Consider the following 25,824-nt stretch of genomic DNA (forward strand, 5'->3'; position numbering starts at 1 on the left):
AATGAGCCCATGTTAAGAAACCCAATCCAAATTCGCCTTGAGAAATTAGAACCTTGGCAACAGATTACCTTTATGGCGTGTCTATGTGAACGCATGTATCCTAATTACGTTCTGTTTTGTCAACAAACTCACTATGCCGAAGCTAGAATTTATCGAAATATCCTTGATGCCGTTTGGGAGATTCTGACTGTAAAAACCGCAAAGATTAACTTTGAGAAACAGTTAGAGAAACTTGAAACTTTAATCCCTAGCCCTGAGGAAACTGATATTTTCCTTGTCTACCCAGCTATTGATTCTTGCGAAGCTTTATCAACATTGCTTCACTCCCTACTCGACAGAGACTTACTCATAGAATCGGTCCAAAAGGTTAGCCAAATTTCTGCTCGTACCGTTGCCCAAGTCGAAGAAGCGCGCGAAGGAATCGAAATCTCTGATAACAATCAAAAAGATAATGAAGCGGTGTGTGAAGAGTGGGACATTCAATGGGCCATTTACCGTCCATTGAAAGACGCTGAAGTTCGCGATGTCGACCTAATGAAAGACCTTCGCGATGAACTGAAAGATACCGCAGCAAGCAACATCGGTATTGAACTCTAATTGAATCTGTAAACTACCGAGCAGTTGAAGCTATCAATGGATTTTAGTGTCATAACGAATCCATTGATATACAAAAGTATAACGGTAACCTTTAGAAAAGGTCATCATAATTAGACTTTAAACCATATAATTATCAAACACTTCCTGACAATTTACGATCTCCCCCAAACAAATTAGCTTTTGTCGATAAAGAATACCTTAGTAAGTTAAAGTATAAGTTGTAATCATTGATACTTAAGAGTTACGTTATTGATGCGCTATGATTCTTATTTAGGCACATCCTTAAATCAATTTGGTCGCACAGTTTATGAATGAGATATGCAGTTGAATCACTCTTACTTAGTCCTTGTCCTTTTTCTCGCCACTATCGTGGGACTTGTTCGCTTTCAAGCATACCCTGAACGTGTGTTTGGTGGATTGCTTCTCGTATTATTGCTCCTTGGCATCACCACAAGCGATCAACTCATCTCTGCCTTTTCAAACCAAGGATTGCTCACTCTTATTCTATTAATGGTGTGCTCGCTTGCACTTGAGAAAACCAAACTTCTTCGTATCCTCGCCAGAGCTATAATTCGACCTAGCTATCTATCCACGTGGTTGCGCCTATTTAGTTTCACCGCCCTTGCCTCTTCAGTACTCAATAATACCGCTGTCGTTTCCACCATGCTCGCACCACTAAGAAACAACAGTCATCACCCAGCAAGCAAACTGCTATTGCCGTTGTCCTATGCGGCTATTTTTGGCGGTACATTAACGTTAGTAGGAACCTCCACCAATTTAATCGTAAATAGTATGGTAATAGATGCTGGGTTACCTGCATTTGGGTTTTTCGACTTTACGTTAGTGGGTTCTGTCGTTGTCATTGTATGTGGATTCACACTATTTCTACTGTCACATTTGCTACCAGATCATCAACTAGAGCAAATAACGGCTTCTGATTATTTCGTCGACTTTAAAGTTCAACCCAACTCATCTTTAATTGATAAAACCATCGAAGCAAACGGGTTAAGAAATTTGGAATCTCTGTTTCTCGTCGAAATTCTTCGAGATGGCCGCTTAATTACTCCTGTCGCACCTCACGAAATTATTGAATCAAATGATCGGCTGATTTTTAGTGGCGATATAAAAAAAGTCACTCTCCTCAATCAATTTGATGGTTTAGTCTCCTTTGCGAGTAAAAATGGGTTACCGCTTTCAAACTTAAGCGAAGTTATTATCCGTCCCAACAGCATTCTTATTGGCAGAACCCTAAAACGGGCTGGATTTCGAGCACTATTTGATGCCGCGGTCGTAGGAATTCGTCGCGATGGAGAAACGTTATCAGGTAAATTAGGTGATGTTACGCTACGAGTAGGTGACTATCTAACACTCGCTGTGGGTGATGACTTTAAAAGTCGCCGTAATATACACAAGAACTTTTACTTAGTGTCCGATATAGAAACAGAGCAATTACTCAGTGGATACAAAGAAAAGCTCTCAGTATTTGGGTTTATCGGAGCCATAGTCTTAGCAGCTATCGGCATCGTTCCTCTATTTAAAAGCTTAGTTATTTTTCTTGGTCTACTGTTAATAAGTGGGAGCCTTTCAGCCAATGAGATAATGCAGCGCTTACCGAGATCCATTTGGTTAATCATCGGATCGGCACTATTGCTATCAAAAGCACTGCAAAGCTCGGGGGCATTATTGCCTCTAACAGACTGGATAATATTGCATCAAAGCCATTTCTCTCCACTGATGGCTTTAATTATCGTCTACATTATTACTTGGTTGTTAACTGAACTCATCACCAATAATGCAGCAGCGGCACTCGTGTTCCCTATTGCTCTTGAACTAGCACATAGCCTGCAACTTGAACCTCAAATTTTACTATTAGTTGTCGCATTTGGAGCAAGTGCCAGCTTTATTAGCCCTTATGGTTATCAGACTAATTTAATGGTTTACAGTGCGGGTCACTACCGCCTACAAGATTTTATACGGATAGGGCTTCCAATCAGCCTTATTTATGGCACGGTCGTGCTTACTATGCTTAATTATATGTACTTATAATTTTAAGTTCTTATTGGTCTATTTACTTATAACGCAACAATATTAAAATAACCCTATAGCCGAACATCAACTAGGAAGCTAAGAATGACACTTTCTCCTGCGCGTATGACGCACTTAAAACAACTAGAAGCCGAATCAATCCACATTATGCGTGAAGTGGCGGCTGAATTTGATAACCCAGTGATGCTTTATTCGGTGGGTAAAGACTCCTCGGTAATGCTTCATCTTGCAAAAAAGGCGTTCGCACCCGGCATCCCTCCATTTCCATTAATGCATGTTGATACGACATGGAAATTTAAAGAAATGATTCAATTCCGCGACTATATGGCGGAAAAATTAGGGATGAAATTAATCGTTCACCAAAACCCAGAAGGGTTAGCGATGAACATTAGCCCTTTTGTTCATGGCAGCTCACAGCACACAGACATCATGAAAACCCAAGGCCTAAAGCAAGCGTTGGATAAGCATGGTTTTGATGCTGCATTTGGTGGTGCTCGTCGTGATGAAGAAAAATCTCGTGCCAAAGAGCGAGTCTACTCTTTCCGTGATGAACATCATCGCTGGGACCCGAAAAGCCAGCGTCCAGAGCTTTGGAATGTCTATAACGGCAAGGTCAACAAAGGCGAGAGTATTCGTGTCTTCCCACTGTCCAACTGGACGGAGCTTGATATTTGGCAATACATCTACCTAGAGCAAATCGAAATTCCAGGCTTATACCTTTCTGCCCCTCGCCCAGTTGTTGAGCGTGATGGCATGTTGATCATGGTGGATGATGAGCGCATGGAGTTAAAAGAAGGCGAAGTGGTTGAAGAGAAAATGGTTCGTTTCCGCACCTTGGGCTGCTACCCATTAACTGGCGCGGTAGAATCAGAAGCAACAACACTGCCTGAAATCATTCAAGAAATGCTACTAACGACGACCTCTGAGCGTCAGGGCCGCGCCATTGACCATGATAGCTCTGGCTCAATGGAGAAGAAAAAGCGTGAAGGGTACTTCTAATGAGCTCCCCTTATGAACTAAAACAAAACGACAGCGTGAGTGATGATGTCGTGTGGCACAACACCACTGTGACCCATCAAGATCGCGCCACACAGAAACACCAAACGCCTGTTATTTTGTGGTTTACGGGATTAAGTGGCTCTGGAAAATCCACGGTTGCCAATGCGGTTGAAAGCAAGCTAATGAGCTTGGGTAAGCATAGCTACCTACTTGATGGCGATAATGTCCGCCATGGCCTTAACAAAGACCTAGGTTTTAGTGATGACGACCGTATCGAAAACATTCGCCGTATCGGTGAGGTGGCCAAACTGTTTGTTGACGCAGGAAACATCGTACTCACCGCGTTTATTTCACCTTTTATCGCTGACCGTGAGCAAGTTCGAGCATTGGTTGATGCCGGGCAATTCTTAGAAGTGTTTATTGATACGCCTATCGACGTATGTGAAGCCAGAGACCCTAAGGGCTTATACAAAAAAGCTCGCGCTGGTGAAATTAAACATTTCACCGGTATTGATTCGGAATATCAAGCTCCCGTTACGCCAGAAATCCACATAAAAACGGCTGAGCTTTCAATAGAAGCCTGTGCAGAGCAGGTGGTTGCGAAGCTTGATGAGTTGGGTTATCTGAAGGGGCAGGACTAATGCATTACGATGTGTTCAATGGCGATGCCGATGGCATTATTGCACTACTGCAATTGCGCCTTGCCGAGCCCAAAAAGAGCCAGCTGATTACTGGGGTGAAACGCGATATAAAACTCCTCAATCAAGTTGTTGATACTGGCGATGCAACATCGGTGACCACCCTCGATATTTCGATGGAGAAGAACCTGACGCCGCTTCAAACACTGCTTGATGCCAATGTCCCTGTGTTTTATTGCGACCACCACCGAACCGGTGATGTTCCAGAGTCAGACAGTTTGGAAACCTTGATTAATCTTGATGCGGAAGTTTGTACATCCTTGTTAATCAATCAGAAGTTGCAAGGCCAATATGTCAACTGGGCGATAGCGGCTGCATTTGGCGATAACCTCAATGCGCGTGCTCAAGCCATCGCAGAAACTCAGGGGCTCGGTCAATCTGATATCGATTTTCTTTGCGAGCTAGGAACACTCATTAACTACAACGGTTACGGTGCCAGCGAAGATGACTTGCATATCGCACCGGCGGATTTGTTTACTCACCTGCTGAGCTATCCAGATCCATTTATGCTGCGTGACGACAACCAGTCTCCGTTTTACACCTTACAAAAAGGGTATGCGCAAGATTATCAAAACGTAGCATCCTTAACACCGGTAAGTGAAGACAGCAGTTGTAAAGTGTTTGAGTTGCCTTGTGAAGCATGGGCAAGACGAATTAGTGGTGTGTTTGGTAATGAACTGGCCAATCAGTCACCCGATTTAGCTCACGCTGTATTGACCCTAAACCAAAACCAAGCCGATTACACCGTGAGCGTACGAGCGCCACTCAACAATCGTATTGGTGCTGATGAGGTCTGTACTCAATTTGACACCGGTGGCGGACGTAAAGCCGCAGCTGGAATTAATGCATTACCACTTAATGATAAAGCTCGCTTTATCGCGGTATTAAGCCAATATTATCGACTGTCAGAGTCAGTTTAATATTACGACTCTGACTTCAATCGAATAAAAAGAAAGGAACTAAGATGTCACACTCATCAGAATTGATTGCTCAAGATATCGAAGCCTATTTAAAGGTTCATGAAAATAAAGATTTACTTCGTTTTCTTACCTGCGGAAACGTAGATGATGGAAAGTCGACCCTAATTGGGCGCTTGCTCTTTGACAGTAAGTTAATTTACGAAGACCAAATGGCTGCGATTGAAAAAGATTCGCAAAAATTCAATACCACTGACCAGGATTTCGATTTAGCCCTGCTGGTTGATGGTCTTCAATCTGAGCGTGAGCAAGGCATCACCATTGATGTAGCGTATCGTTATTTCTCCACTGATAAGCGTAAGTTTATCATTGCCGATACCCCGGGGCATGAGCAGTACACTCGCAACATGGCAACGGGCGCTTCAACGTGCTCTCTAGCAATTGTTATGGTTGATGCGCGCTATGGAATTCAAACCCAAACTCGCCGACACAGCTATATCTGTAGCTTACTGGGCATTAAGCACGTTATCGTTGCCATTAATAAAATGGACTTGATGGACTTCAGCCAAGAGGTGTATCAAAAGATAAAAGCCGATTACCGTGAAATGGCGAAAATGCTCAATATTGACGACATTCGCTTTGTACCGATTTCCGCACTTCTGGGTGACAATGTCGTCACACCAAGTGAGAACATGGATTGGTACCCTGGTGCGACATTGATGAAGCTCTTGGAGACGGTAAAAGTCGACCAAGACAAAGACTTGGAAAAAATGCGTTTCCCTGTTCAGTACGTTAACCGTCCAAACCTCAATTTCAGAGGGTTTTGCGGCACCTTAGCCTCTGGCATTGTTGAAGTCGGCGATGACATCACAGTACTGCCATCAGGAAAGCAATCGCGAGTTAAATCAATTTATACCTACGATGGTGAATTGCCTCAAGCTCAACCAGGGCAAGCGATTACATTAACGTTAGAAGATGAGATTGATGTCTCTCGTGGTGATATGTTGGTTCATACTGGCCATGAGTCAGTGGTAACGAAGAAGTTTGATGCTCATGTTGTTTGGATGAGTGAAAACCCACTACGCACGCATAAAGAATATCTGTTCAAGTTTGCGACTAAGTCCTGCACCGGTAAAGTCTCAGCACTCCCTTATAAAGTGGACGTGAATACGCTTGAGCAGCATGCTGAGAACAGTGAGCAGTTAGAGCTCAATGAAATCGGTCTGTCGAGCGTTAGTCTTACTGACTCCGTCGCCCTCGACCAATATCAAGCACTGCCGCAAACTGGCGCGTTTATTATCATCGACCGTCACACCAACGTTACCGTTGGCGCAGGTATGATTGAGCATATTGGTCAATCTGGTGAAGAGCCTGCTCGTATCTACTCGCAGTCTGAAAAAGACCTCAATGCTTATGTTCGCAAACACTTCCCTGAATGGGGCTGTAGCGAAATATAAGCCTCCCAGCTAAATAGTAGAGCAATATCAAAAGCCGAGTTAAGTTGTTAACTCGGCTTTATTTTACCCTATCACCAGCGCCTTTTCCGGTCGCCGTCTGAATAACATATGTAAAATAGTGTCTTAACGAATAACTCTGAATCATTTTCTGGTCCCACTCAGCAAGCAATTCCGGTGTCGACATATCAATTTCATTGACTTGAGCCAGCCCAGTAATCCCCGGAAGGACATTAAATACGCCTCGTTTTTCACGCTCTTCAATCAACTCTTCTTGATTAAACAAACATGGACGAGGACCGACAATACTCATTTCGCCCTTCAAAACATTTATCAACTGAGGTAACTCATCTAACTTGGTTTTTCTCATAAACTGGCCGAGTTTAGTCACTGAGTTGGCACCGACTAAATGCGTGGCAACCGATTGAGTCGCAATTGGCATGGTTCGAAATTTAATTAACGTGAAAGGCTGTTGTTTTCGACCTACCCTTACTTGAGTAAAAACAGGCGCTCTGGTATCAAACCAGCCCATAATCAGTATCACTAGCATTACAGGCCAAAGCAGCAACAATCCACACAGTGCGAACAAAAAATCTAATACTCTAATCACCTTTTTCTCCTGCCAAATGCGCTGCTACTGTTTTCTTTATGCCGTCCTCAAATGAAATGGGGGCATTCCACTTAATTATGTTCATTACTCAGTCTTGTCACCTCTTAACCATCGATATTTCACTATACAACTAAACCGGTTTCCTGAAAAACGTTACTAATAATTGCAAGAAATCCTCTAATCTGTGCTAAGTGTATAAAAAAGAGGAGATTTGTTCGTGATTTAACATTTTACATTTGATTATATAACAGGTTAACGCGTAGACTGATATAAAGTATCAGTTAAATATATTATATAACGATACTTAATTAACCAACATAATAAGAATGATGTAGCGATGCGTTCACCAATAAAATTATTACTGTCAGCTAAACGAAAAAACAAACGGCTAGTTTCCATTTTATACGACATTGTGGCAATCATGACTGCATTGATTGTATCTTATGCACTACGTATCGATGGGTTTGATTTTACTTTCGCCTTTCCCGAGTACTTAACTTTAGTTACTACAATCACAGTCACAATATTAACATTTGTAAAAATGGGCATGTATCGCGCAGTTTTGCGCTATATGATGCTTCCGGCCATAGGTAACATATTCACTTCGGTATTTATTTCGACGGCAGTCCTCGCCATTAGCGGGTTTATTTTCCAAGCTTTTCTACCTAGAAGCGTCCCTTTTATCTACGCCGGACTAGCTATCTTGGCACTTGGTGGACCACGTATTTTTATTCGAACAATCTATTACCACACTTATAAGCGAAATAAACCCAATGTTTTCATTTATGGTGCTGGTGCAACAGGGAGAGATCTCACCTATTCTCTAGTCCAAGGTGGTGAGTATCACCCAGTAATTCTATTAGATGATGACCACGCTAAGGTTGGACAAATCATGTTTGGTTCTCGCGTTCATCATTCAAGTGAATTCGAAGAACTCAGCAGTTTGTACCGCCCTGTGAAACTATTACTCGCGATTAACAACATTAGTAAAGGTAAACGTCTGAGATTATTAGACGAACTGGCCAACTGGCCGATTGAAATTCAATCCGTCCCTTGTGTAGAAGATATCGCAGCGGGTAAAGCAAGCGCCACTGAGATAAAAGATCTAGATGTATCGGATTTACTTGGCCGAGAAGCAGTTGATCCCGACCCTGAACTGCTTAGTAAATGTGTATTTAATAAAGGAGTATTAGTCACAGGCGCAGGTGGTTCCATTGGCTCGGAATTATGCCGCCAAGTTTTATCCCAACAACCGAAAACTCTGCTTTTATTCGAGCTCAATGAATATAACTTATATAAAATCGACCAAGAGCTTCAAGGTATTAAAAAACGCCAAGGATTAAAAACAAATATTGTCGCGGCGTTAGGGTCAGTACAACGAGAAAACCGCGTATACCGCCTAATGAAAGCGCATAATATTGAAACTGTCTACCACGCCGCCGCATATAAGCACGTACCATTAGTCGAAGATAATATTGTAGAAGGTATCCGAAATAATGTCTTTGGTACTCTAGCATGTGCCAATGCCGCCATTGAAGCAGGAGTAAAAGACTTTACCTTAATTTCAACTGACAAAGCGGTGAGACCAACTAATGTGATGGGGGCTAGTAAACGTTTAGCTGAATTAGTCCTTCAAGCTTTATCTGACAAGCAAACCGATACGTTATTTAGTATGGTACGCTTCGGGAATGTTTTAGGTTCATCTGGCTCTGTTGTTCCTCTATTTAAAACTCAAATTCGTCAAGGTGGCCCTGTTACCGTAACTCATCCTGATATTATTCGTTATTTTATGCTTATACCTGAAGCCTCCCAACTTGTTATACAAGCAGGTGCTATGAGAAAAAGCGGTCAAGTGTTCGTACTTGATATGGGTGAACCAGTAAAAATATTGGATCTTGCCAAGCGGACCATCAACCTCATGGGGATGAAAGAATATTTTCATGGTCTCAGCGATAGCGGTGATATCGAAATTCAATTTAGTGGTTTGAGACCTGGCGAAAAGCTATATGAAGAGCTTTTAATTGGTGACAATGTTGAAGGGACGAGTCATCAAAAAATTATGACCGCTAGTGAAGCAAAGCTTAGTTGGCAAGAAATGGAAAATCTACTTGGTAAACTTGATATATGTTGTCATGAATTTGACGTCGACTGTATTAAGCAAATTTTACTTGATACACCAACGGGATACCGAAAAGTCGAGGTAGAACGACATGATAGACGGCGAGTTTCAAGAGATGAACACGAATAAATACAGCACTATGCGACCTCAAAGTTACCACTGGTGTATATGGTGATATTTATTTACTTTGTCTAAGCCTCATCATAGATTCTTCGATTGAATAAGGAGGAGCCCAACCCAACAGATTTTCAAGATTATCGGTTTCAACCTCAAGGTTTCCATATAATTGGTCGTACACGTTTGTTTTGCCGATGAGTTTAAAACAAAATTTCATTATATTTGATGGCAATGGAACTAAGAAAGTACGAACTCCCAAGCCCTCTGATATCCTAGATATTAACTCTGAAGTTGAGATCGTTTCATTTTCAGCAGCCAAAAATACCTTACCATTCGCATTAGGGTGATGAGCACACCTTAAAAGTAAATCTGCCAAGTTATAAACCGATATAAAGCTTCTTCTATTGTTAATTGCTCCAAAAGGTAAAATGGGAACGCTACCAATTAGTTTTGTTAACAGGCCAAAATTTCCTGGAGCTTCTTTACCATAAACAAGGGTTGGCCTAACAATGACGAGTTCCATACCAGTTTTCTCAGATATCTCACGCAATCCTATTTCCGCGTTTAATTTAGAACGAGCGTATGGACTGTTAGGGTTCAAATTGCCACATCTAGGAGTAAAAGGAGCGTCACTTGTATTCACCCCATGAACGACTATAGAACTAACAAATACAAATCTTTTTACTCTATACTTAGCAGCTTCGGAAGCCAGTTTCAAAGTGCCTTTGCAATTCACTTCCTCGTAATCTTCATCGGTAAAGGTCGTGTTATGTGCTAACCCAGCTAAATGGACAACCTGCTCAATCCCTCTATTTTTGATACAAGACCAATCCGTTTCTGAGTGGATACCATCGACGGAAATAACCTCTTCAGCATCTATAGCTTGTCCACGTCTTACTAAACAAATAATTTTACCTTCGTTTGCTTTTTTCACCTCTGATCCAATAAAACCAGTTGCCCCTGTTAGTAATAACATCAAATCACTTCCTTAGAATAAAAGTTCTGGTAATAAATATGTTTTAACTTTTGAAAAAAGTGATGAATTTCGAACATAATTGGTTAGAGCCAATTTACTTAACAACCCCTAGTCAAATGTAATTACGATCACCTCTCTAGCTAAACCTTTCGAGTTAAACCATTATAAACATGACTAGCAAAATAATATGATGATCTAAGGAAGGATAATTTCTCTATATCCCTATATATCTGCCATTGGTACTTTAGTACCGAAAACTTATTTGATGATATCGAAGTACCTCCAGTACGATATTGAGCCAATGGTTCATCAACTATCCCTTTAGCGACAAAACCTGATTTTAGAATTTTTAACCAAAGCCCCATATCTTGTCGTTTTGCGATATTAGGCATATATACCTTACCTAACTTTTCGGAGTCATAGATAGCAGTTAAACAGCCAATACGGTTAGACTTTAAAATATCATGATATGACAATACTGTTGGCGGAATTCGCTGACCTAAAATAGCATTATTTTGATCAATCACATCATATGCCGTATAAGATAGAGCGACATCGTTTTCTAGCATGAATGCTATTTGTTTTTCCAGTTTCTCTGGATACCAAAGGTCATCAGAATCCAAGAAAACGATAAAACGTCCCTTTGCTTCTTCTATACCTCGATTTCGAGTAACAGCCGCGCCAGCATTCCAAGCTCTTCTAATAAATCTAATTTTAGGATCGCTTTTCACAATAAGTAGTAATTCACTTGAAAAGCCTTTAGTAGAATGATCGTCGATAATAATGTGTTCATAATTACAGTAAGTTTGAGCCTGAACACTGCGAATAGTTTGAATTAAATTATTATCAGGGTTAAAACAAGGAGTAATAATAGAGACTAACATACTGATTTACCGTTAAACCTACTATAAAATGAAGTAAATAGCTTAATAAGGAGGGTCTTTAAGGAAAAAATTACACACATAAAAGTAAAGGAGATACCAAATTGAGAATGAATTGTAGAAACTCTTAGCGCCATCTGTTTTATAAACTGATGAATCGTTGGTTTAAAATATTGAGATGATAAACCAGGATTAGCGTACTTAACTACTGAAGAGTTTAAGCCTAGAGGTTCGGCTCTAAGTTTCAAAATACGGACTAATTGTTCAAAATCAGCAGCTAACCCAACCTTAAGGTCAAAAGGAACAAAATCACGACGCTTGTAAAAAACGGATTGGTGACAAGGTGTATTCCTGCACAAGAATGTTTTAGTTGTTTTATCTCGCTTAATAACATCACGGGCCTCATCCCAATAAAAGCAAGTAGAGGTATCTTCTAATGTGGTGATATCTAATTTTATCAACTCATCACCAGAATTTATGAAGAGAAGATATTCACCATTCGCGAGTTCTGCGGACTTATTCATAGCATCGTAGACACCATTATCAGACTCCGATACCAAGTGTTTTATATATTTTTTATACTTAGTTAGTATATCTACAGTATTATCGGTTGAATTACCATCCATACATATTAATTCTATATTTTCATTCAAATATGGAATAATGGATTGTATCGTATTATAAATCGAAAATTCGGCATTGTAAGTGACAACTATTATACTTAATTTACACATATACGGATTACCATTAAAACTGACATATAAAATAAAATATCACAGAGCTCTATCTGTATTTGTAAAAATATTATATGTAACCACAGCCCCTAGAAAGTAATAATTAATTAAAATATCAGAAAAAATAGAACAGATTAAAACTGAGCCAATGAAAAATAAAAATGTTCTTCTTTTATTATTTGAATCAATTTTTATAAAAATATTATAAAAAATAAGATACAAGCAATAAAATATCATTGAACCCATAACTAATCCATATTTCGTTAATATGTATATATATGAATTATCTACGTAGCGATAGCTTTCTAAGCTTGGCAACCCTGTAATCCATGCTACTGGACCACTTTCACACCATGCATAAAAAATATTACTCCATAATTCAAATCGACCAGTTAATGATGAAACTTGGTCAAAAGATGAAAACCCTTTCCCACTCAAGACATCTAACGCAACTTTTACTATTTGATTAAAATAGTAAAATTCATCTTCAAAAATATAAAGAAAGAAACCAAATACAACTAAAATAATTGGTACTAAAGTTAAATACACTAATAATTTTTTCAAAGAATAACCACAAGAAAATTCGTAAATAACGAACGCTAATGAAATTGCGATGAAGCTAGAGCGTGATCCAGAAACAAAAACAAAGAAGAGAGCTGTAACATAAATTATAAATCGATTTTTTTTTGTTAAAAATAATGAGGAGATAAAAATCATGAAAAACCCAAGTAAATTAGGATTATATAAACTTCCAACAAACCGAAATTGATCATAACTTCCTGAACTATCACCTAACTTATCTTGATTATAGAATATTCCGACAAGTTCGGGGGAAAAAATTTGACCAATGACTATTCCAGTCTCTAATATAGTAAAAATAACAATAAAGTTTATTTTAGTTTTATCTATAATATTATAAGAAAGAACTATAAACAAACATGATAATAAAAAACAAATTCTAATGTAATCTGAAACCCTTATATTTTCATAAAAATAAAAATCAGAAAGCTTAACAATAGATAATATTAAAAATAACACAACAAAATATAAATAAGGCTTAACCTTGTCAATTTTTATTCGATAAAAAGAGATAACCATATAGCAAATAATTAACATAGCTACGTTAAAGCTAGGACCAAATAAGGATGTAGGAAAAAATATCAGTATGAAAAAAGATGCAATCACTAGAACACTTATTTCTAGTCTAAAACTATATCTTTTATTTAAAGCATTTATATATCCAAGAGACATCTTTTATTCTACCTATATTTTTGATGGAAAAAATTACAAACAAAAAAGTGCCTAAATAACGACCAAACATTAGGCCAAATGCAATTTTTCTTGACATGATCTTATTATAGCTATCAATATCACGGCCGCTAGAATCGAATTCATGAGAAACAAAGCTCGTCGGAGAATATCCAATTTTCATACTACCATCTATTAATCTAGATAAAAACACAGGTTCATCGCACGCTGGATAAAGGGCCCCTGCTCCCAAGTTTTCAGGAAACCTAGAACCACTCTTTAGAATTGCGCTCCTCTTAACTGTGATTTCAATCGTACCGACTTTCAAAATAGAAAATTTATTATGAATAAAAGAATAATTTTCGAAGCTCTTCGTCCATTTTCTAGAATTTTTTATTGAAATAGGGAAAGTAATTGCATCTAAAGATGGATTACTAGAGTATGCATTTTTTACTATTTCAACAAAATCATCACGAATATCTACATCATCATCTAAGAATAGTAAAGTATCACCAATGGATTTTTCAATAGCCAGATTTCTACTTTTGGTGACACCATAAAAATTTTGATGTAAATATCTAACATTTGGATAATGAATAACCTGGTTTTGAACATCTTCTATCAATTTTTCATTTTGTGTTTGATGAACGATAAGAACATCCACTGTGTCGAAAACATGACTTTCGATAAGTGACAAAACATTTAATACCTTGTCATCACAGGTTGAAAATAAGGCTTCAATTTTCACATAATCTCCAATATAAAATTTTCCATATAGTATCTATATTTATCAACATATAATTTAAAACTCAAATTCAAAAATTCTATATATTTAGCATACGTTTCTCACATAATTTATAGTCTTTTCAATATAAAAATTCCTATATAGTATTTTATTAGATACATTTATTTTTTGGGAAGAGAGGTATTATTTCAATTTTTGAGAATTTTTTCAAAAAATCACTCTAATTTTTTTTAAAAGCTAATAAAATCAACGTTCAATTTACCTCTAGAAGAACAAATAAATCTTTCTGGAAAACTACGCCGGAATTGTATCCACATTCAATATATTGTTAAAAGCTTCCAATTTTTTACAAAGTAATGTTGATGATGCTATTCATTTTCCATCATATATTTATATAAAGATACTTACCAATCTCAGGGTTTCTTGCGGTTAAGAATGTAAAATAAAAATAAAATTTATCTTTAGAATGATAACTTGATATCTCCGGTGCTTTCACATGACTACGAATAGGTTGGGGGATGTGCGAAAGTAAGAACTCCAGGTTATTGATACTTTCTCATTTCATTATAGAATATGATTTTTCATGAGCTTAATGAGAAAGGAAGCAATGCTCGTAAGATACTATTTCTTGCATTTTTATAGATATAAATAAAAATAAAAAAACTTACGTTTATAGGATATTAGTATTTCAACTCAAAATATATTTTAGAATATAGTCATTAGTTTATTATGCTACGATAAAGTTTAATATATTTTTCAGAAACAATATTACTATCAAACTCACGAATCACTTTATTTCTAGCATTACAACAAAGTTCTTCGTAATTTTTATTATCAAGAATCCAATTAATACCATGAGCAAGGTCTTTGCTATTAAACGGAATGGCTTTATAGCCAGTAATTTTATGCTCGACAATATCTTTAGGCCCTGTAGCATCAAAACAAACGACTGGAGTGCCAGAGCATTGAGCCTCAGCTAATGTTTTACCGAATGCTTCTTGTATACTCGGTGCTACAAACACATCTGAAGATGAATACAGTAGATTTAAAGAATAGTTATCATCTAAGTAACCAAAACTTCTGTATTCAAATCCATACTCCTCAATTAGGCTCTCATTAAATTTCCCAAAGAAAAATAACATTATATTTTCTTTGTTTAGGTAGTTAAGTGACTCCAAAAATTTAGCAAATCCCTTGTAAAAATCTTTTATATTAGTTGATCCTACCAAAACTATTTTTTTATTAGTTTTTATATCTAATGTATTCCTAGCAATCAATTTATTTATTGCTGAAAAAGATTCGGTATCAATTCCGTTAAATATAGAAATACATTTACTATTTTTAAGTAGAAGACTGTTTCTAGCTTCAGAAGTTATCCAGTTTGAAATACCAACAACCGTCATGTTCTTAGGGAAAAACTTTGACTTTCTTCCAAATATAAAATAACTTAAATCATTAACTTTCGTACTACTCAATTGAGGACACAATCCACAACCGATTTTATACCGGTCACAATCGATGGAGTAATGACAGCCACCGGTAAATGGCCACATATCGCGTAATGTCCAAACAATAGGTTTATTTATTTTCTTCAAAACTTTAACATCAAGCATACCTAAATTAACCCAATGTAAATGAATTATATCAGCTTGCTTATATTCTTCTGATTTTGTGAAATCTACACCAACAAGACCGCAACTAAAAATCGTACTAGCTCTGTCTTTATATAGTTTAAGAATGAGCGAATCAAGTTTATATCTAACAAGTCTTTGTATATTTCCTAGTTTTGTATCTGACAATCCAATTACACGATGATCATTATCAGGAGAACAGCCAGTTATCATTAACTTTGAATTTATATTTTTGTTTAGCAAGCCTTTATGCAACCAGTAAGCCCCCCTGGCCGCTCCACCAGTCAGTTCTCCAGACGCCAAATGTAATATATTCACAGGTACTTCCTAAAAATATTCTCTAAATTATGAGAACCGATTTTAGTCGTATAATGCCTAGATATTTTGTTATATCCATTTAAAGCAATTTCTTCTCGTTCTTTATCATTTTTAAGATAGTAATCAATCTTTTCGACCATATCCTTAGTATTTTTATATGTTACAAAATCAGTTCCCACTTCAAGATGTCTAGGATAAATACCATCATCACTTAACATAAAAGAGCCACTTCCAAGTGCTTCATAAACTCTCATGTTACCTTTATATTTACCCGTGATATTACTATGTGTATTTAATACTATCTTAGAACGATTGAATACCTTAAACAAATTCTCTAAAAATACTGGTGAATTATATGCTTTCCAAAGCCGACAAGGAATCATAGGAATAAGTCCTCTTACCCGTTTCTCTACAAGTAGATAATATTGAATGTTGTAGATATTATTAAATTCATTATAAACATCATGTATAATTTTATTTCTATCTTTAAACATTGGTGAATATCTTCCAGCAAAAACTATATCAATATCTTGTGGTAAATACATTTTTTCTAGGTTATTTTTAATATTTGGATTAATATAAAAAGAATTAAACTCTAAATTTTTAACACCTAGATTTCGTAGATAATTATGATAAGTTGAATTGAACGACAAACCTAGATCAAAATGACTTAAATCTATATTCTTTGTTATAGGAGATGCATTCCAAAGAGCATATAATTTTGATCTTGGTAAGAATTTTTTCATATTATTATTGAGAAAAAAATAGTTGCCAGTATAAATAACATCAGGTTGATAGTATTCTAACTGAGCTGCTATAATTTCCTTCTGCCAATTTTTATAATCATATTTTAATCCTTGTTCACTTGCCCATTTTAATTGAAGAATTTTTGAATTTGCAACTGATATAAATACCGAATTTTGATCAATTCCAAACAAACTTGCGAAACCATATTCTGTCAATTTAGACATCAAATCGCTGTATGGACGATCAATATTTATAAATTCAAATTTCTCTAAATACCAATCAATTATTGAAGCTTGCTGTATATAGAAGATTTTCATTATTCAACCAGAATTTTATGTGAATGGCTTACATGACAATAGAGGACAAGGTTTCGATCACCACCTAAATATGGCATTATAGTACCACTACTAATGTCAAATGCTTCATATTCGAAAGATTTCATATAGTCAACTATGTCTGTGATACTATCCCCATTAGATTTCAAAGTAGAACTATTATGCTCGATAAATAAAATAGGCTTTTGATTTTTTAAAGTCGAAGGCATACCTTTCAGTACATTTAACTCAAAACCTTCTACATCTATTTTGAGGAAATCAACTGTACACCCAACTTCGGTAATAAATAGATCTAATGTAGTAGAATCAACACTTTCAAATTCTTTACTTGAGTCAAATACGACACAACTAGAAGCTCCTGGATTTTGTTCTCCTGCATAATATATTTTTTGCTTCGTACAGGTATCACTTATTATTTTTCTTATAACAATTATTTTTTCAGAAAATAAATTATTTCTAATATTTTCTTTGAGAATTTTTATATTTTTTGAAAATGGTTCGAAAGCATATATTAAACCATTTTCTGATAACAATGATGCTATTTTTAGACTATAATAACCATGATTTGAACCTACATCCATAAAAGTAGATACTCCTAATTTTCTCAAGAGTGACATCATATGAAATTCTTCATTTTCTTCAATGTCATATGCTCCAGAAACAAAACACCTAAATCCTATCCAGTGCCTTGTATAGATTTTAAATATTTCCCCCGATTTTAGGCGGATATCTTCCTCTATATTCAAGTTTTTTACTCTGCTAGTTGGAACTAACAACATGAATATTTTTTGGAAAAATAACTGCTTTCTAGCTATTGAAGCTAATTTTTGGTATAGCTTAATTTCTATTCGTCTTAACATTAATATTAACCTTAGTTATAAATATTTAAGAAATTTGTTACTTGTTGATCTCTTGAATACCTAAACATTACTTTTTCCCTGTAAGCACTATTATCACATTTCAAATTTAGCATTTCTTTAATAGTTGAAGCCATTATTTCGGGTGAATTTGGTTTCACGATTTTAGCAAACTTAGGATCGCCTCCAAGAACAGTCTCTGGAAGTCCCCCGACATCAGTGACAATAACTGGTAGGCCCACAACGATTGCTTCTAATGTTGCTATTCCAAAAGATTCTGTTTGATTTGTTTTTCTATCAACAATTGAAGGTTGAATGTATATATCACTATTATGTAGTATGCTTTTCACCTCATTATGGGTGAGCATTCCTGTCAAAGTAATTTTTCTTTGTAATCCGTGTTCATTTATCAAGTTTAACAAAGTATCTTGCTGAGGGCCATCTCCTACAATTGTCAAATGAATATTGGATACTTCAAATTCTAAAATAATAAAAGCTTTTATTAAGCTTTCAAAACCTTTACAAGAAATCAAGCGTCCTACTGAAACCAAATTAATTAATTTTTTATTATTGATTAAAAAGTTTCTATCAATTAATGGCTCTTCAAAGCTGCGATTAAAACTATTTGGTACCACTATTTGATTATTACAATCACTCACGCCAATTCGTTCTTGAAACTCTCGCCTTAAAAATTGAGATGGAAAGGTACATATAATACCTCGGTTATTTATTTCCTTAACGATTTTTTTATAATTTTTAAATTTAATTGGATACATTGTAATATCTGTACCGTGAAAAGAAATAACTAACTTAATATCAATTTTATGTTTTTTTACAAAATTATAAATTTTGGCACCATTTGGACCAAAATGTGCATGAATAACATCAGGTTTCAACTCTAATATAAAATCAAGAACTTCTTTTTCATTAACAATAAACCATTGACTATATATTTTATTAATTACTCTGTTTATAAAGTTAGTATTTTCAATAATAACTTTAGTTTTTTCAAATGGCCTGATATCTTCCAAATGTCTTCTATGAGTTAATATATAATTATCTGTTTGATTGTTATCTAAATTATTTATCATATCATAAATAAAAGTTTCTGAAGGTAAAGAAAAATCGGAAATATAATGTAAAACTTTCATTTTCTCATGGTTTCCTTGTGGGAATTAACTGACATTTAGCGAATTCAAATCCCCAAGCAATTTCCAGACTTGTAAAAAATAGTAGTATTTTTCTTATAGAAATAGCCAGGGCTAATCCCCCAAAAATCAATTCTATTAAACCCAGAGTTCAACAAATAATCAATTCCGTCTTTATATCTTTCTCTCTCTGAGTCATCTAGAATAATAACTCCTGTTTTCAAAATTGAATCTGTTGCACATTTTAACGAGTTAACTCGATCCCTACCATCTACTATGATAATATCAAATTTTCTATCAGTAATTTTTGAATATTCAGCATAAAGCCCGCCATAAATCAAACTCTCATAGTTTAATGTAACATTTTCAGGCATATTATTTCTTACTATATCAAACCATTTTTTGTCATGCTCTATCGAACTAACTGAGTTAACTTTTTTTGCATACCATAATGTAGAGTTACCAGAGCCATATTCAAAAACATCCATCGATTTAGTCAAACGCTCAGAAATAAAATCGATAAACGGATAAGTAACCCAAGGCAAAGCATCTCCCTTTTTATTAACAGGAATTGATTTATTGAACGAATTAATCCAGCCTATGTCTTCTAGATAGCCACCATATGCCATTGAATTTAATTTTTTTAAAAGCTTTGGTTGAGTGCATAATTTTAGAATCTTAATGAACATTTTAACCTCTATTTTTCTAATTATATTTACGACGTTGGAAAATCTATCTACATTTCAACTTCATAAGCCCCCTTAGGAATAATTCCAAAGGGGTATTCGATTTTTGAGTTAAATCCTAGCCAATATTTAGGTACAAAAATCGTGTTTTGTTGTTCCATTAAATATGCCCCCCACCAGCCAAAGGTACTTGGGCACAAAATCGCACTATCACACAAAGTCATCAAAGCGAGATCTGTTCCCATATAAGCATTTTCAGATATCAATTTATTTTCTATGAAAGAAAATTCTTTTTCTATAAAACCTGGTTCATCACTCAAAAAAATAAAAAATACATTTGGTTTATTTTTTTGAAACCATTGAATTCGGCTCTTAAAGTAACTGAAAGGAAGAAGTGCACTTTTTCCAAGTACACGATAGGTTTTGTAATCACCTTGCCTTATATGAACAAATACCTTATGACTTTCTTCAGGTACTTTATTTAAAAATTCTTTACTTTCTCTTATATAATTATTTCTTATTTTTAAATTTTTAGCATCTTTTTTATAAAAAAAAGACTCACCTTGAAAATAACCAGGATAGATATAAGTAATTTGGTTAATAAATCCTACGGTTTCGCTATAGTCGTTAACTTCTCTTAAGTAACAGCCTGATACACTGTCTTTATTAATTTTAATAGAAGAAATAATTTTCATTTCACTCAAAAAGTAAAGAATGTTAACTACTAATTTATTGACTACAAACCTTACCCATCGATTATTTTTATTAAAGTTAACAATATCGCCAACGTCAAAAACAGTTGTAAGTTCTTCGAAGCCGAAAACAAATAGCTTTTCATTTTTTTTTTGAATTTTTTTCAAAAATACATATTGAAATATTTGATTTCCTAGACCTCCTTTTCCTATAAAAAATATCATTTTATATCCTTTATCTTAATAGTAAAGAAGGTGAATAATGATTTTAACATTAAAATTCCATTTAATCTTGTTTCCTTAAAAAGGAGATTTATAATAAAAACCGTAAGAGTGTAAGTAATAACTGTTGCTATTAATGCTCCGAAAGACTTATATTCAGGAATCAAAACGTAATTTAGTAAAATATTAATAAACGCTCCCAACAAAACAAAGATTAAAGTATATTTAAATAAGTTATTATTTGTAATAAATAATCCTCTAGCCATTGCATAGTTGGTAAATAAAGTCCTTATAGAAAAAATAGGAAATAGTGTTGCTGCAATTGAATAACTATTTCCATATAATATCAGTATAATATTTTCTCCAAATGTAATATTGAAAGTAAAAATTAGTAAGAAGCTAATCATCATTACTTTGTATATTGCATAAAGACGATGCTGATATAGTTTTTCGCTCTTCTGTTTCGCATTCACTATTGCTGGCATTATAGACCGGGTAAACATGACCGAAAAAAAATCAAACATCTCAACCAACCGCAATGCCACACTATATTGCCCGACTTCTTCATCACCAATCATCTGCTTTAACATTACTTGATCAATACGTGCTTGCAACATCACAGCCAAGCCAGAAACAATTAAAGGCCAACTATCAAAAAGCAATGATTTCGCTAATTTCTTATCAAATGTCCAATTCGAAATTGTCATATTTCTCTTGAAATAAAAATAAGTATATCCACTAGCCAATACAATTGAATCAAAAGCAATCACACAAGAAAAAGCAACGAGTGGAGCTTCATTACATAATAATATTACTTTAATTATAGATGATACTAATAATGAAAAAACATTGCTGAATACGACAAAACGACTCATGACTATACTGCGAAAGTAAAAATCAATAACATTAAAGCTCTGAAAAATAGTAGAGGATGCAATAATAAAAATTAAAAAGCTAACCTCAGAGTTATTAACTTGAAGAAAATATGAAAAAGCTAATAATGAAAGCACAACTGCTGCACCTATCAACTTTAATACAAAAGCTGTTCCTAATAACTTATCTCTCTGATTTTCATCCTTAACTAACTCACGAATAACTATACTATCTAAACCCAACGTAGCTATAGCAGAAAATAATCCAACAAAACTCTGAGCGTAACTGAACAGTCCAAACTTTTCAGGGCCTAAATATCTAGCCACCCAAATACCTATAAAAAGTCCAACTACTATTCGTAATGTTTTTTCGACAAAGAGCCAAGAAGTATTCTTAAAATACTTCTCGAAACCTTTGTGTTCTTTTAAATCTTTTAATTGTTCGAGGATCGTCATTAACAGTACATTACTTATTTAAGTTTAAGTTTAAGTTTAAGTTTAAGCTATATTATAAATAGAGTATTAATCACTTAAAGTGATTAAGTAGACCATATTTTTCATGAAATAAAAATAAGCTTGAAATCATTCCTAACCAAGTACATATTCCTAACTTCAGCTCTTTCGACAAGTTATCAATATCCTATGTCCCAGAATGCTACCGCCCTCAGGTAATGCCCCTACAATGCAAATAACTAGTAAAACATCCATATCAACTAGCTTCGGTGTCAAAATATCAACACCTAACCCTATAGCGTTATGACACCTACAAGTTTCGTGCCGACTATTTATGATTTCATCCTCAAGCAGATGAGTCTATAATGATATTCATAAATTTCAAACAATTGCGAGAAAACCTATGATCATAGTAACTGGCGGCGCTGGCATGATTGGCAGCAACATCGTTAAAGCACTTAATGACAAAGGTATCAATGACATATTGGTTGTCGATAATCTTAAAAATGGCCACAAATTCAAAAATCTTGTCGATTTAAACATAGCAGATTATATGGATCGTGACGATTTTTTGACGCAAATAATGGCGGGTGACGATTTCGGCCCGATTGACGCTATCTTTCATGAAGGAGCGTGTTCGGCAACGACCGAATGGGATGGCAAATATATGATGCTCAACAATTATGAGTATTCGAAAGAGCTCCTTCATTACTGCCTTGACCGTGAAATCCCATTTCTTTATGCATCATCGGCAGCGACCTATGGAGAGACCGACACTTTCATTGAAGAGCCTCAATATGAAGGTGCGCTCAATGTTTACGGTTATTCCAAACAGCAATTTGACAATTATGTTCGCCGCTTATGGCTTGATTCCGAACAGCATGGAGAAACATTATCGCAAATAACAGGGTTTCGTTACTTTAATGTTTATGGACCGCGAGAGAACCACAAGGGCTCTATGGCATCCGTTGCATTCCATTTAAATAATCAAATGAATGCAGGCGAAAACCCAAAACTGTTTGCTGGCAGTGAGCACTTTATACGGGACTTTGTTTACGTCGGTGATGTTGCCGCGGTAAATCTATGGTTTATGCAAAATCAGGTTTCAGGCATATTTAACTTGGGCACAGGCAACGCAGAATCATTTAATGAAGTTGCGAAGGCCGTCATTAAGCATCATGGACATGGTCAAATTGAGACAATTCCGTTTCCCGAGCACTTAAAAGGTGCGTATCAAGAATTTACTCAAGCCGACTTAACTAAACTACGCGCATCTGGATGTGACATTAAATTTAAGTCTGTCTCTGAGGGGGTCTCAGAATACTTACAATGTATTAACTCTTAATATTTAACTACATTCTTAGTTTTTTAATTCTTATACTATGCTTAACTTTACGCATTCGATTTTATAGTTTTTTAGAGGTTGTTATGAAAATAGCTGTCGCCGGTACTGGATACGTTGGATTATCCAACTCAGTATTACTTGCACAAAATCACACCGTCTTCGCTCTAGATGTTATCGAAGAAAAAGTGGCTTTACTGAACCAACGTAAGTCACCAATCGTTGACAAGGAAATAGAGGAGTTTCTAAGTACGAAGGAGCTCGACTTTACCGCGACACTTGACAAAGAATTAGCGTACAAAGATGCACAGTACGTCATCATCGCGACACCGACTGATTATGATCCGCAAACCAACTATTTCAATACCTCTTCCGTTGAAGCGGTGATCAAGGATGTGATTGAAATCAATCCAAGTGCAACGATGATCATCAAATCTACCGTCCCTGTTGGTTACACAGAACGAATTCGTCAAGAACTGGGCAGCGATAACATTCTATTCTCACCAGAGTTTTTACGCGAAGGTCGTGCACTTTACGATAACCTTCATCCTTCTCGTATTATTGTTGGAGAACAAAGTAAGCGTGCAGAAATATTTGCAGGCTTACTAGTTGAAGGGGCGATTAAAGAAGATATTGATGTTCTGTTCACGAATTCAACTGAAGCAGAAGCCGTTAAGTTATTTTCAAACACCTACTTGGCGATGCGCGTTGCTTACTTTAATGAACTTGACTCTTATGCTGAGGCTCATGGTTTAGACGCTCGTCAGATTATTGGCGGGGTATGTTTAGATCCTCGTATTGGTAACCATTACAATAACCCTTCATTCGGCTATGGTGGTTACTGTTTACCGAAAGATACTAAGCAGTTACTTGCTAACTACAACAATGTGCCAAACAACATTATCGGCTCTATTGTTGATGCAAACCGAACTCGTAAAGATTTCATTGCAGACAGTATTATTTCGCGTAAGCCGAGTATTGTTGGTATCTACCGCCTAATTATGAAAGCTGGTTCTGACAACTTCCGAGCTTCTTCTATTCAAGGAATAATGAAACGCCTTAAAGCAAAAGGTATTGAAGTCGTTGTTTATGAACCAGTAATGAAAGAAGATGAATTCTTTCACTCAAAAGTGATTAAGGATTTTGAAGAGTTTAAACAATGCTCAGATGTTATCGTGTCAAACCGAATGGTCGAAGAATTGGCAGATGTTGCTGATAAAGTCTACACTCGTGACTTATTTGGCTCTGATTAAGTTTATGCCCTTCACTTCCCACTGAGCTAAATGAATCAGTGGGAAGATTTAAGACCACAATATCGAGTACAAAGGTTGTAAATGAAAATCCTAATAATTGGTCCCTCGTGGGTGGGTGATATGGTGATGTCTCAATCACTCTATATTACCTTAAAGCAACAATACCCTAATAGCACCATTGATGTATTAGCCCCGCAATGGTGTAAGCCAATATTAGAAAGAATGCCTGAAATAAATCAAGCTCTCACCATGCCAATTGGTCATGGTGAGTTAAATTTACTTAAGCGGCGTGAAATCGGTAAGTCCTTAAGTGAACATAACTATACGCATGCTTATGTCCTCCCTAATTCTGCCAAATCAGCACTGATTCCTTGGTTTGCCAATATTCCAACTCGTATAGGTTGGAAGGGTGAAATGCGCTATGGGCTTTTGAATGACATCCGTAACAATAAAAAGTCATTCCAATATATGGTCGAACGTTATGTAGCATTAGCGCTTCCAAAAGCCGATATGATTGATTCAACCTCCCTAGGCGGCCTCGCATTACTCCCAAAACCAAAATTATCAATCGATTATGATATTCAACAAGCTACGTTAACAAAATTTGGATTGCATACAAATCGACCCGTGCTTGGCTTATGCCCAGGCGCTGAGTTTGGTCCAGCTAAAAAATGGCCTGAAGAACATTATGCAGCGGTAGCCCAAGAGATGATAAATCGTGGCTATCAGGTCTGGCTATATGGATCACAGAAAGACGTTGCTGCATGTGAAAATATCGTTTCTCAACTAACTTCAGAGAATCAAACTCAGGCTATCGTATTAGCTGGGAAAACCTCGTTAATTGAAGCCGTCGATCTATTGGCCGCCTGTGAAACGGTGATCAGTAATGACTCAGGCTTAATGCATGTAGCCGCCGCTGTAGGCTGCCGTGTTATTGTCGTATATGGTTCAACATCACCTCAATACACTCCACCACTTTCAGAGCACGCAAGCACTGTCCATACCGATATAGAATGTCGACCGTGTTTCAAGCGTGAATGTCCGCTAGGGCATTTGAAATGCTTGAAAGAGTTATTGCCCGACAGAATATTAAAGCATATACAACTTTCAGAGAGTGAAATGTAAGC

Annotated in this window: 23 protein-coding genes; 10 read left to right on the forward strand and 13 right to left on the reverse strand. The window is 36.1% G+C overall.

Features of this window, described 5'->3' with window-relative positions:
* Positions 1 to 9: 9 nt before the first annotated feature.
* The 6 genes from ACXJY6_RS16010 (at position 10) to cysN (ending at position 6,714) form a co-directional block, all read left to right on the forward strand.
* Positions 10 to 597 carry a YjaG family protein gene (locus ACXJY6_RS16010; RefSeq protein ID WP_456052290.1) on the forward strand — a complete coding sequence of 196 codons (588 nt, stop codon included), beginning with the start codon at positions 10 to 12 and terminating at the stop codon, positions 595 to 597.
* 318 nt (positions 598 to 915) lie between these two features.
* Positions 916 to 2,643, forward strand: coding sequence for a sodium:proton antiporter (locus ACXJY6_RS16015; RefSeq protein WP_458768938.1), 1,728 nt, complete (start codon positions 916 to 918; stop codon positions 2,641 to 2,643).
* An 84-nt stretch (positions 2,644 to 2,727) separates the two neighbouring features.
* Positions 2,728 to 3,642 (forward strand): sulfate adenylyltransferase subunit CysD, encoded by a 915-nt coding sequence (gene cysD / locus ACXJY6_RS16020; protein ID WP_456052288.1) that lies wholly within the window; start codon positions 2,728 to 2,730, stop codon positions 3,640 to 3,642.
* Positions 3,642 to 4,283: an adenylyl-sulfate kinase gene (cysC, locus tag ACXJY6_RS16025; RefSeq protein ID WP_458768939.1), complete on the forward strand. Its 642-nt coding sequence runs from the start codon at positions 3,642 to 3,644 to the stop codon at positions 4,281 to 4,283. The genes cysD and cysC overlap by 1 nt, the downstream gene beginning before the upstream one ends.
* Positions 4,283 to 5,260: a DHH family phosphoesterase gene (locus tag ACXJY6_RS16030; RefSeq protein WP_458768940.1), complete on the forward strand. Its 978-nt coding sequence runs from the start codon at positions 4,283 to 4,285 to the stop codon at positions 5,258 to 5,260. The genes cysC and ACXJY6_RS16030 overlap by 1 nt, the downstream gene beginning before the upstream one ends.
* A gap of 44 nt (positions 5,261 to 5,304) precedes the next feature.
* Entirely contained in the window at positions 5,305 to 6,714 is a 1,410-nt protein-coding gene (cysN, locus tag ACXJY6_RS16035) for a sulfate adenylyltransferase subunit CysN (protein ID WP_458768941.1), read from the forward strand.
* A gap of 58 nt (positions 6,715 to 6,772) precedes the next feature.
* Here the strand turns inward: cysN and ACXJY6_RS16040 are convergent, their stop codons facing one another.
* Positions 6,773 to 7,321 carry a sugar transferase gene (locus tag ACXJY6_RS16040; protein WP_458768942.1) on the reverse strand — a complete coding sequence of 183 codons (549 nt, stop codon included), beginning with the start codon at positions 7,319 to 7,321 and terminating at the stop codon, positions 6,773 to 6,775.
* A 337-nt stretch (positions 7,322 to 7,658) separates the two neighbouring features.
* Here ACXJY6_RS16040 and ACXJY6_RS16045 point away from each other — a divergent pair, with 337 nt between their 5' ends.
* The gene (locus ACXJY6_RS16045; RefSeq protein WP_458768943.1) at positions 7,659 to 9,569 is read left to right on the forward strand and encodes a polysaccharide biosynthesis protein; all 1,911 of its coding nucleotides are present in this window, start codon (positions 7,659 to 7,661) and stop codon (positions 9,567 to 9,569) included.
* Positions 9,570 to 9,618: 49 nt separating this feature from the next.
* Here ACXJY6_RS16045 and ACXJY6_RS16050 read toward each other — a convergent pair whose 3' ends face one another.
* From ACXJY6_RS16050 to ACXJY6_RS16105, 12 genes are all read right to left on the reverse strand, one after another.
* Positions 9,619 to 10,533 carry an NAD-dependent epimerase/dehydratase family protein gene (locus ACXJY6_RS16050; protein WP_458768944.1) on the reverse strand — a complete coding sequence of 305 codons (915 nt, stop codon included), beginning with the start codon at positions 10,531 to 10,533 and terminating at the stop codon, positions 9,619 to 9,621.
* A gap of 140 nt (positions 10,534 to 10,673) precedes the next feature.
* The gene (locus ACXJY6_RS16055) at positions 10,674 to 11,417 is read right to left on the reverse strand and encodes a glycosyltransferase family 2 protein (protein WP_458768945.1); all 744 of its coding nucleotides are present in this window, start codon (positions 11,415 to 11,417) and stop codon (positions 10,674 to 10,676) included.
* Positions 11,411 to 12,148, reverse strand: coding sequence for a glycosyltransferase (locus ACXJY6_RS16060; protein WP_458768946.1), 738 nt, complete (start codon positions 12,146 to 12,148; stop codon positions 11,411 to 11,413). Before ACXJY6_RS16060 ends, ACXJY6_RS16055 begins: the two co-directional genes overlap by 7 nt.
* A gap of 39 nt (positions 12,149 to 12,187) precedes the next feature.
* Positions 12,188 to 13,399: an O-antigen ligase family protein gene (locus tag ACXJY6_RS16065; RefSeq protein WP_458768947.1), complete on the reverse strand. Its 1,212-nt coding sequence runs from the start codon at positions 13,397 to 13,399 to the stop codon at positions 12,188 to 12,190.
* Complete coding sequence (locus ACXJY6_RS16070) at positions 13,368 to 14,144, reverse strand: glycosyltransferase (protein WP_458768948.1); 777 nt, start codon at positions 14,142 to 14,144, stop codon at positions 13,368 to 13,370. The genes ACXJY6_RS16065 and ACXJY6_RS16070 overlap by 32 nt, the downstream gene beginning before the upstream one ends.
* A 716-nt stretch (positions 14,145 to 14,860) precedes the next feature.
* Entirely contained in the window at positions 14,861 to 16,090 is a 1,230-nt protein-coding gene (locus tag ACXJY6_RS16075) for a glycosyltransferase family 4 protein (RefSeq protein ID WP_458768949.1), read from the reverse strand.
* Positions 16,087 to 17,154 (reverse strand): glycosyltransferase family protein, encoded by a 1,068-nt coding sequence (locus tag ACXJY6_RS16080; protein ID WP_458768950.1) that lies wholly within the window; start codon positions 17,152 to 17,154, stop codon positions 16,087 to 16,089. Before ACXJY6_RS16080 ends, ACXJY6_RS16075 begins: the two co-directional genes overlap by 4 nt.
* The gene (locus tag ACXJY6_RS16085) at positions 17,154 to 18,032 is read right to left on the reverse strand and encodes an FkbM family methyltransferase (protein ID WP_458768951.1); all 879 of its coding nucleotides are present in this window, start codon (positions 18,030 to 18,032) and stop codon (positions 17,154 to 17,156) included. The genes ACXJY6_RS16080 and ACXJY6_RS16085 overlap by 1 nt, the downstream gene beginning before the upstream one ends.
* Positions 18,033 to 18,043: 11 nt before the next feature.
* A complete protein-coding gene (locus tag ACXJY6_RS16090) occupies positions 18,044 to 19,180 on the reverse strand; it encodes a glycosyltransferase family 4 protein (protein WP_458768952.1) in 1,137 nt (378 codons plus the stop codon).
* Positions 19,181 to 19,224: 44 nt separating this feature from the next.
* Positions 19,225 to 19,866 (reverse strand): class I SAM-dependent methyltransferase, encoded by a 642-nt coding sequence (locus tag ACXJY6_RS16095; RefSeq protein ID WP_458768953.1) that lies wholly within the window; start codon positions 19,864 to 19,866, stop codon positions 19,225 to 19,227.
* 47 nt (positions 19,867 to 19,913) lie between these two features.
* A complete protein-coding gene (locus ACXJY6_RS16100) occupies positions 19,914 to 20,780 on the reverse strand; it encodes an alpha-1,2-fucosyltransferase (RefSeq protein WP_458768954.1) in 867 nt (288 codons plus the stop codon).
* Positions 20,777 to 22,105 carry a flippase gene (locus ACXJY6_RS16105; protein WP_458768955.1) on the reverse strand — a complete coding sequence of 443 codons (1,329 nt, stop codon included), beginning with the start codon at positions 22,103 to 22,105 and terminating at the stop codon, positions 20,777 to 20,779. Before ACXJY6_RS16105 ends, ACXJY6_RS16100 begins: the two co-directional genes overlap by 4 nt.
* 400 nt (positions 22,106 to 22,505) lie before the next feature.
* Here ACXJY6_RS16105 and rfaD point away from each other — a divergent pair, with 400 nt between their 5' ends.
* From rfaD to waaF, 3 genes are all read left to right on the forward strand, one after another.
* Complete coding sequence (gene rfaD, locus ACXJY6_RS16110) at positions 22,506 to 23,447, forward strand: ADP-glyceromanno-heptose 6-epimerase (RefSeq protein ID WP_458768956.1); 942 nt, start codon at positions 22,506 to 22,508, stop codon at positions 23,445 to 23,447.
* 83 nt (positions 23,448 to 23,530) lie between these two features.
* Positions 23,531 to 24,697 (forward strand): nucleotide sugar dehydrogenase, encoded by a 1,167-nt coding sequence (locus ACXJY6_RS16115; RefSeq protein WP_458768957.1) that lies wholly within the window; start codon positions 23,531 to 23,533, stop codon positions 24,695 to 24,697.
* Between the two features lie 81 nt (positions 24,698 to 24,778).
* Entirely contained in the window at positions 24,779 to 25,822 is a 1,044-nt protein-coding gene (gene waaF / locus ACXJY6_RS16120; protein WP_458768958.1) for a lipopolysaccharide heptosyltransferase II, read from the forward strand.
* The last annotated feature ends 2 nt before the right edge of the window (positions 25,823 to 25,824 follow it).

The sequence above is a fragment of the Vibrio phycocola genome, from assembly GCF_054404255.1.

Bases quoted from the DNA above. Each gene is read 5' to 3' on its own strand.
- ACXJY6_RS16050 (WP_458768944.1), bottom strand. From the start codon at position 10,533: ATGTTATTACTAACAGGGGCAACTGGTTTTATTGGATCAGAGGTGAAA.
- ACXJY6_RS16095 (WP_458768953.1), bottom strand. From the start codon at position 19,866: ATGTTCATTAAGATTCTAAAATTATGCACTCAACCAAAGCTTTTAAAA.
- ACXJY6_RS16065 (WP_458768947.1), bottom strand. From the start codon at position 13,399: ATGTCTCTTGGATATATAAATGCTTTAAATAAAAGATATAGTTTTAGA.
- ACXJY6_RS16080 (WP_458768950.1), bottom strand. From the start codon at position 17,154: ATGAAAATCTTCTATATACAGCAAGCTTCAATAATTGATTGGTATTTA.
- waaF (WP_458768958.1), top strand. From the start codon at position 24,779: ATGAAAATCCTAATAATTGGTCCCTCGTGGGTGGGTGATATGGTGATG.
- ACXJY6_RS16105 (WP_458768955.1), bottom strand. From the start codon at position 22,105: ATGACGATCCTCGAACAATTAAAAGATTTAAAAGAACACAAAGGTTTC.
- ACXJY6_RS16115 (WP_458768957.1), top strand. From the start codon at position 23,531: ATGAAAATAGCTGTCGCCGGTACTGGATACGTTGGATTATCCAACTCA.
- ACXJY6_RS16060 (WP_458768946.1), bottom strand. From the start codon at position 12,148: ATGTGTAAATTAAGTATAATAGTTGTCACTTACAATGCCGAATTTTCG.
- ACXJY6_RS16090 (WP_458768952.1), bottom strand. From the start codon at position 19,180: ATGAAAGTTTTACATTATATTTCCGATTTTTCTTTACCTTCAGAAACT.
- ACXJY6_RS16085 (WP_458768951.1), bottom strand. From the start codon at position 18,032: ATGTTAAGACGAATAGAAATTAAGCTATACCAAAAATTAGCTTCAATA.
- cysC (WP_458768939.1), top strand. From the start codon at position 3,642: ATGAGCTCCCCTTATGAACTAAAACAAAACGACAGCGTGAGTGATGAT.
- cysN (WP_458768941.1), top strand. From the start codon at position 5,305: ATGTCACACTCATCAGAATTGATTGCTCAAGATATCGAAGCCTATTTA.
- ACXJY6_RS16015 (WP_458768938.1), top strand. From the start codon at position 916: ATGCAGTTGAATCACTCTTACTTAGTCCTTGTCCTTTTTCTCGCCACT.
- rfaD (WP_458768956.1), top strand. From the start codon at position 22,506: ATGATCATAGTAACTGGCGGCGCTGGCATGATTGGCAGCAACATCGTT.
- ACXJY6_RS16030 (WP_458768940.1), top strand. From the start codon at position 4,283: ATGCATTACGATGTGTTCAATGGCGATGCCGATGGCATTATTGCACTA.
- ACXJY6_RS16100 (WP_458768954.1), bottom strand. From the start codon at position 20,780: ATGATATTTTTTATAGGAAAAGGAGGTCTAGGAAATCAAATATTTCAA.
- cysD (WP_456052288.1), top strand. From the start codon at position 2,728: ATGACACTTTCTCCTGCGCGTATGACGCACTTAAAACAACTAGAAGCC.
- ACXJY6_RS16045 (WP_458768943.1), top strand. From the start codon at position 7,659: ATGCGTTCACCAATAAAATTATTACTGTCAGCTAAACGAAAAAACAAA.
- ACXJY6_RS16010 (WP_456052290.1), top strand. From the start codon at position 10: ATGTTAAGAAACCCAATCCAAATTCGCCTTGAGAAATTAGAACCTTGG.
- ACXJY6_RS16055 (WP_458768945.1), bottom strand. From the start codon at position 11,417: ATGTTAGTCTCTATTATTACTCCTTGTTTTAACCCTGATAATAATTTA.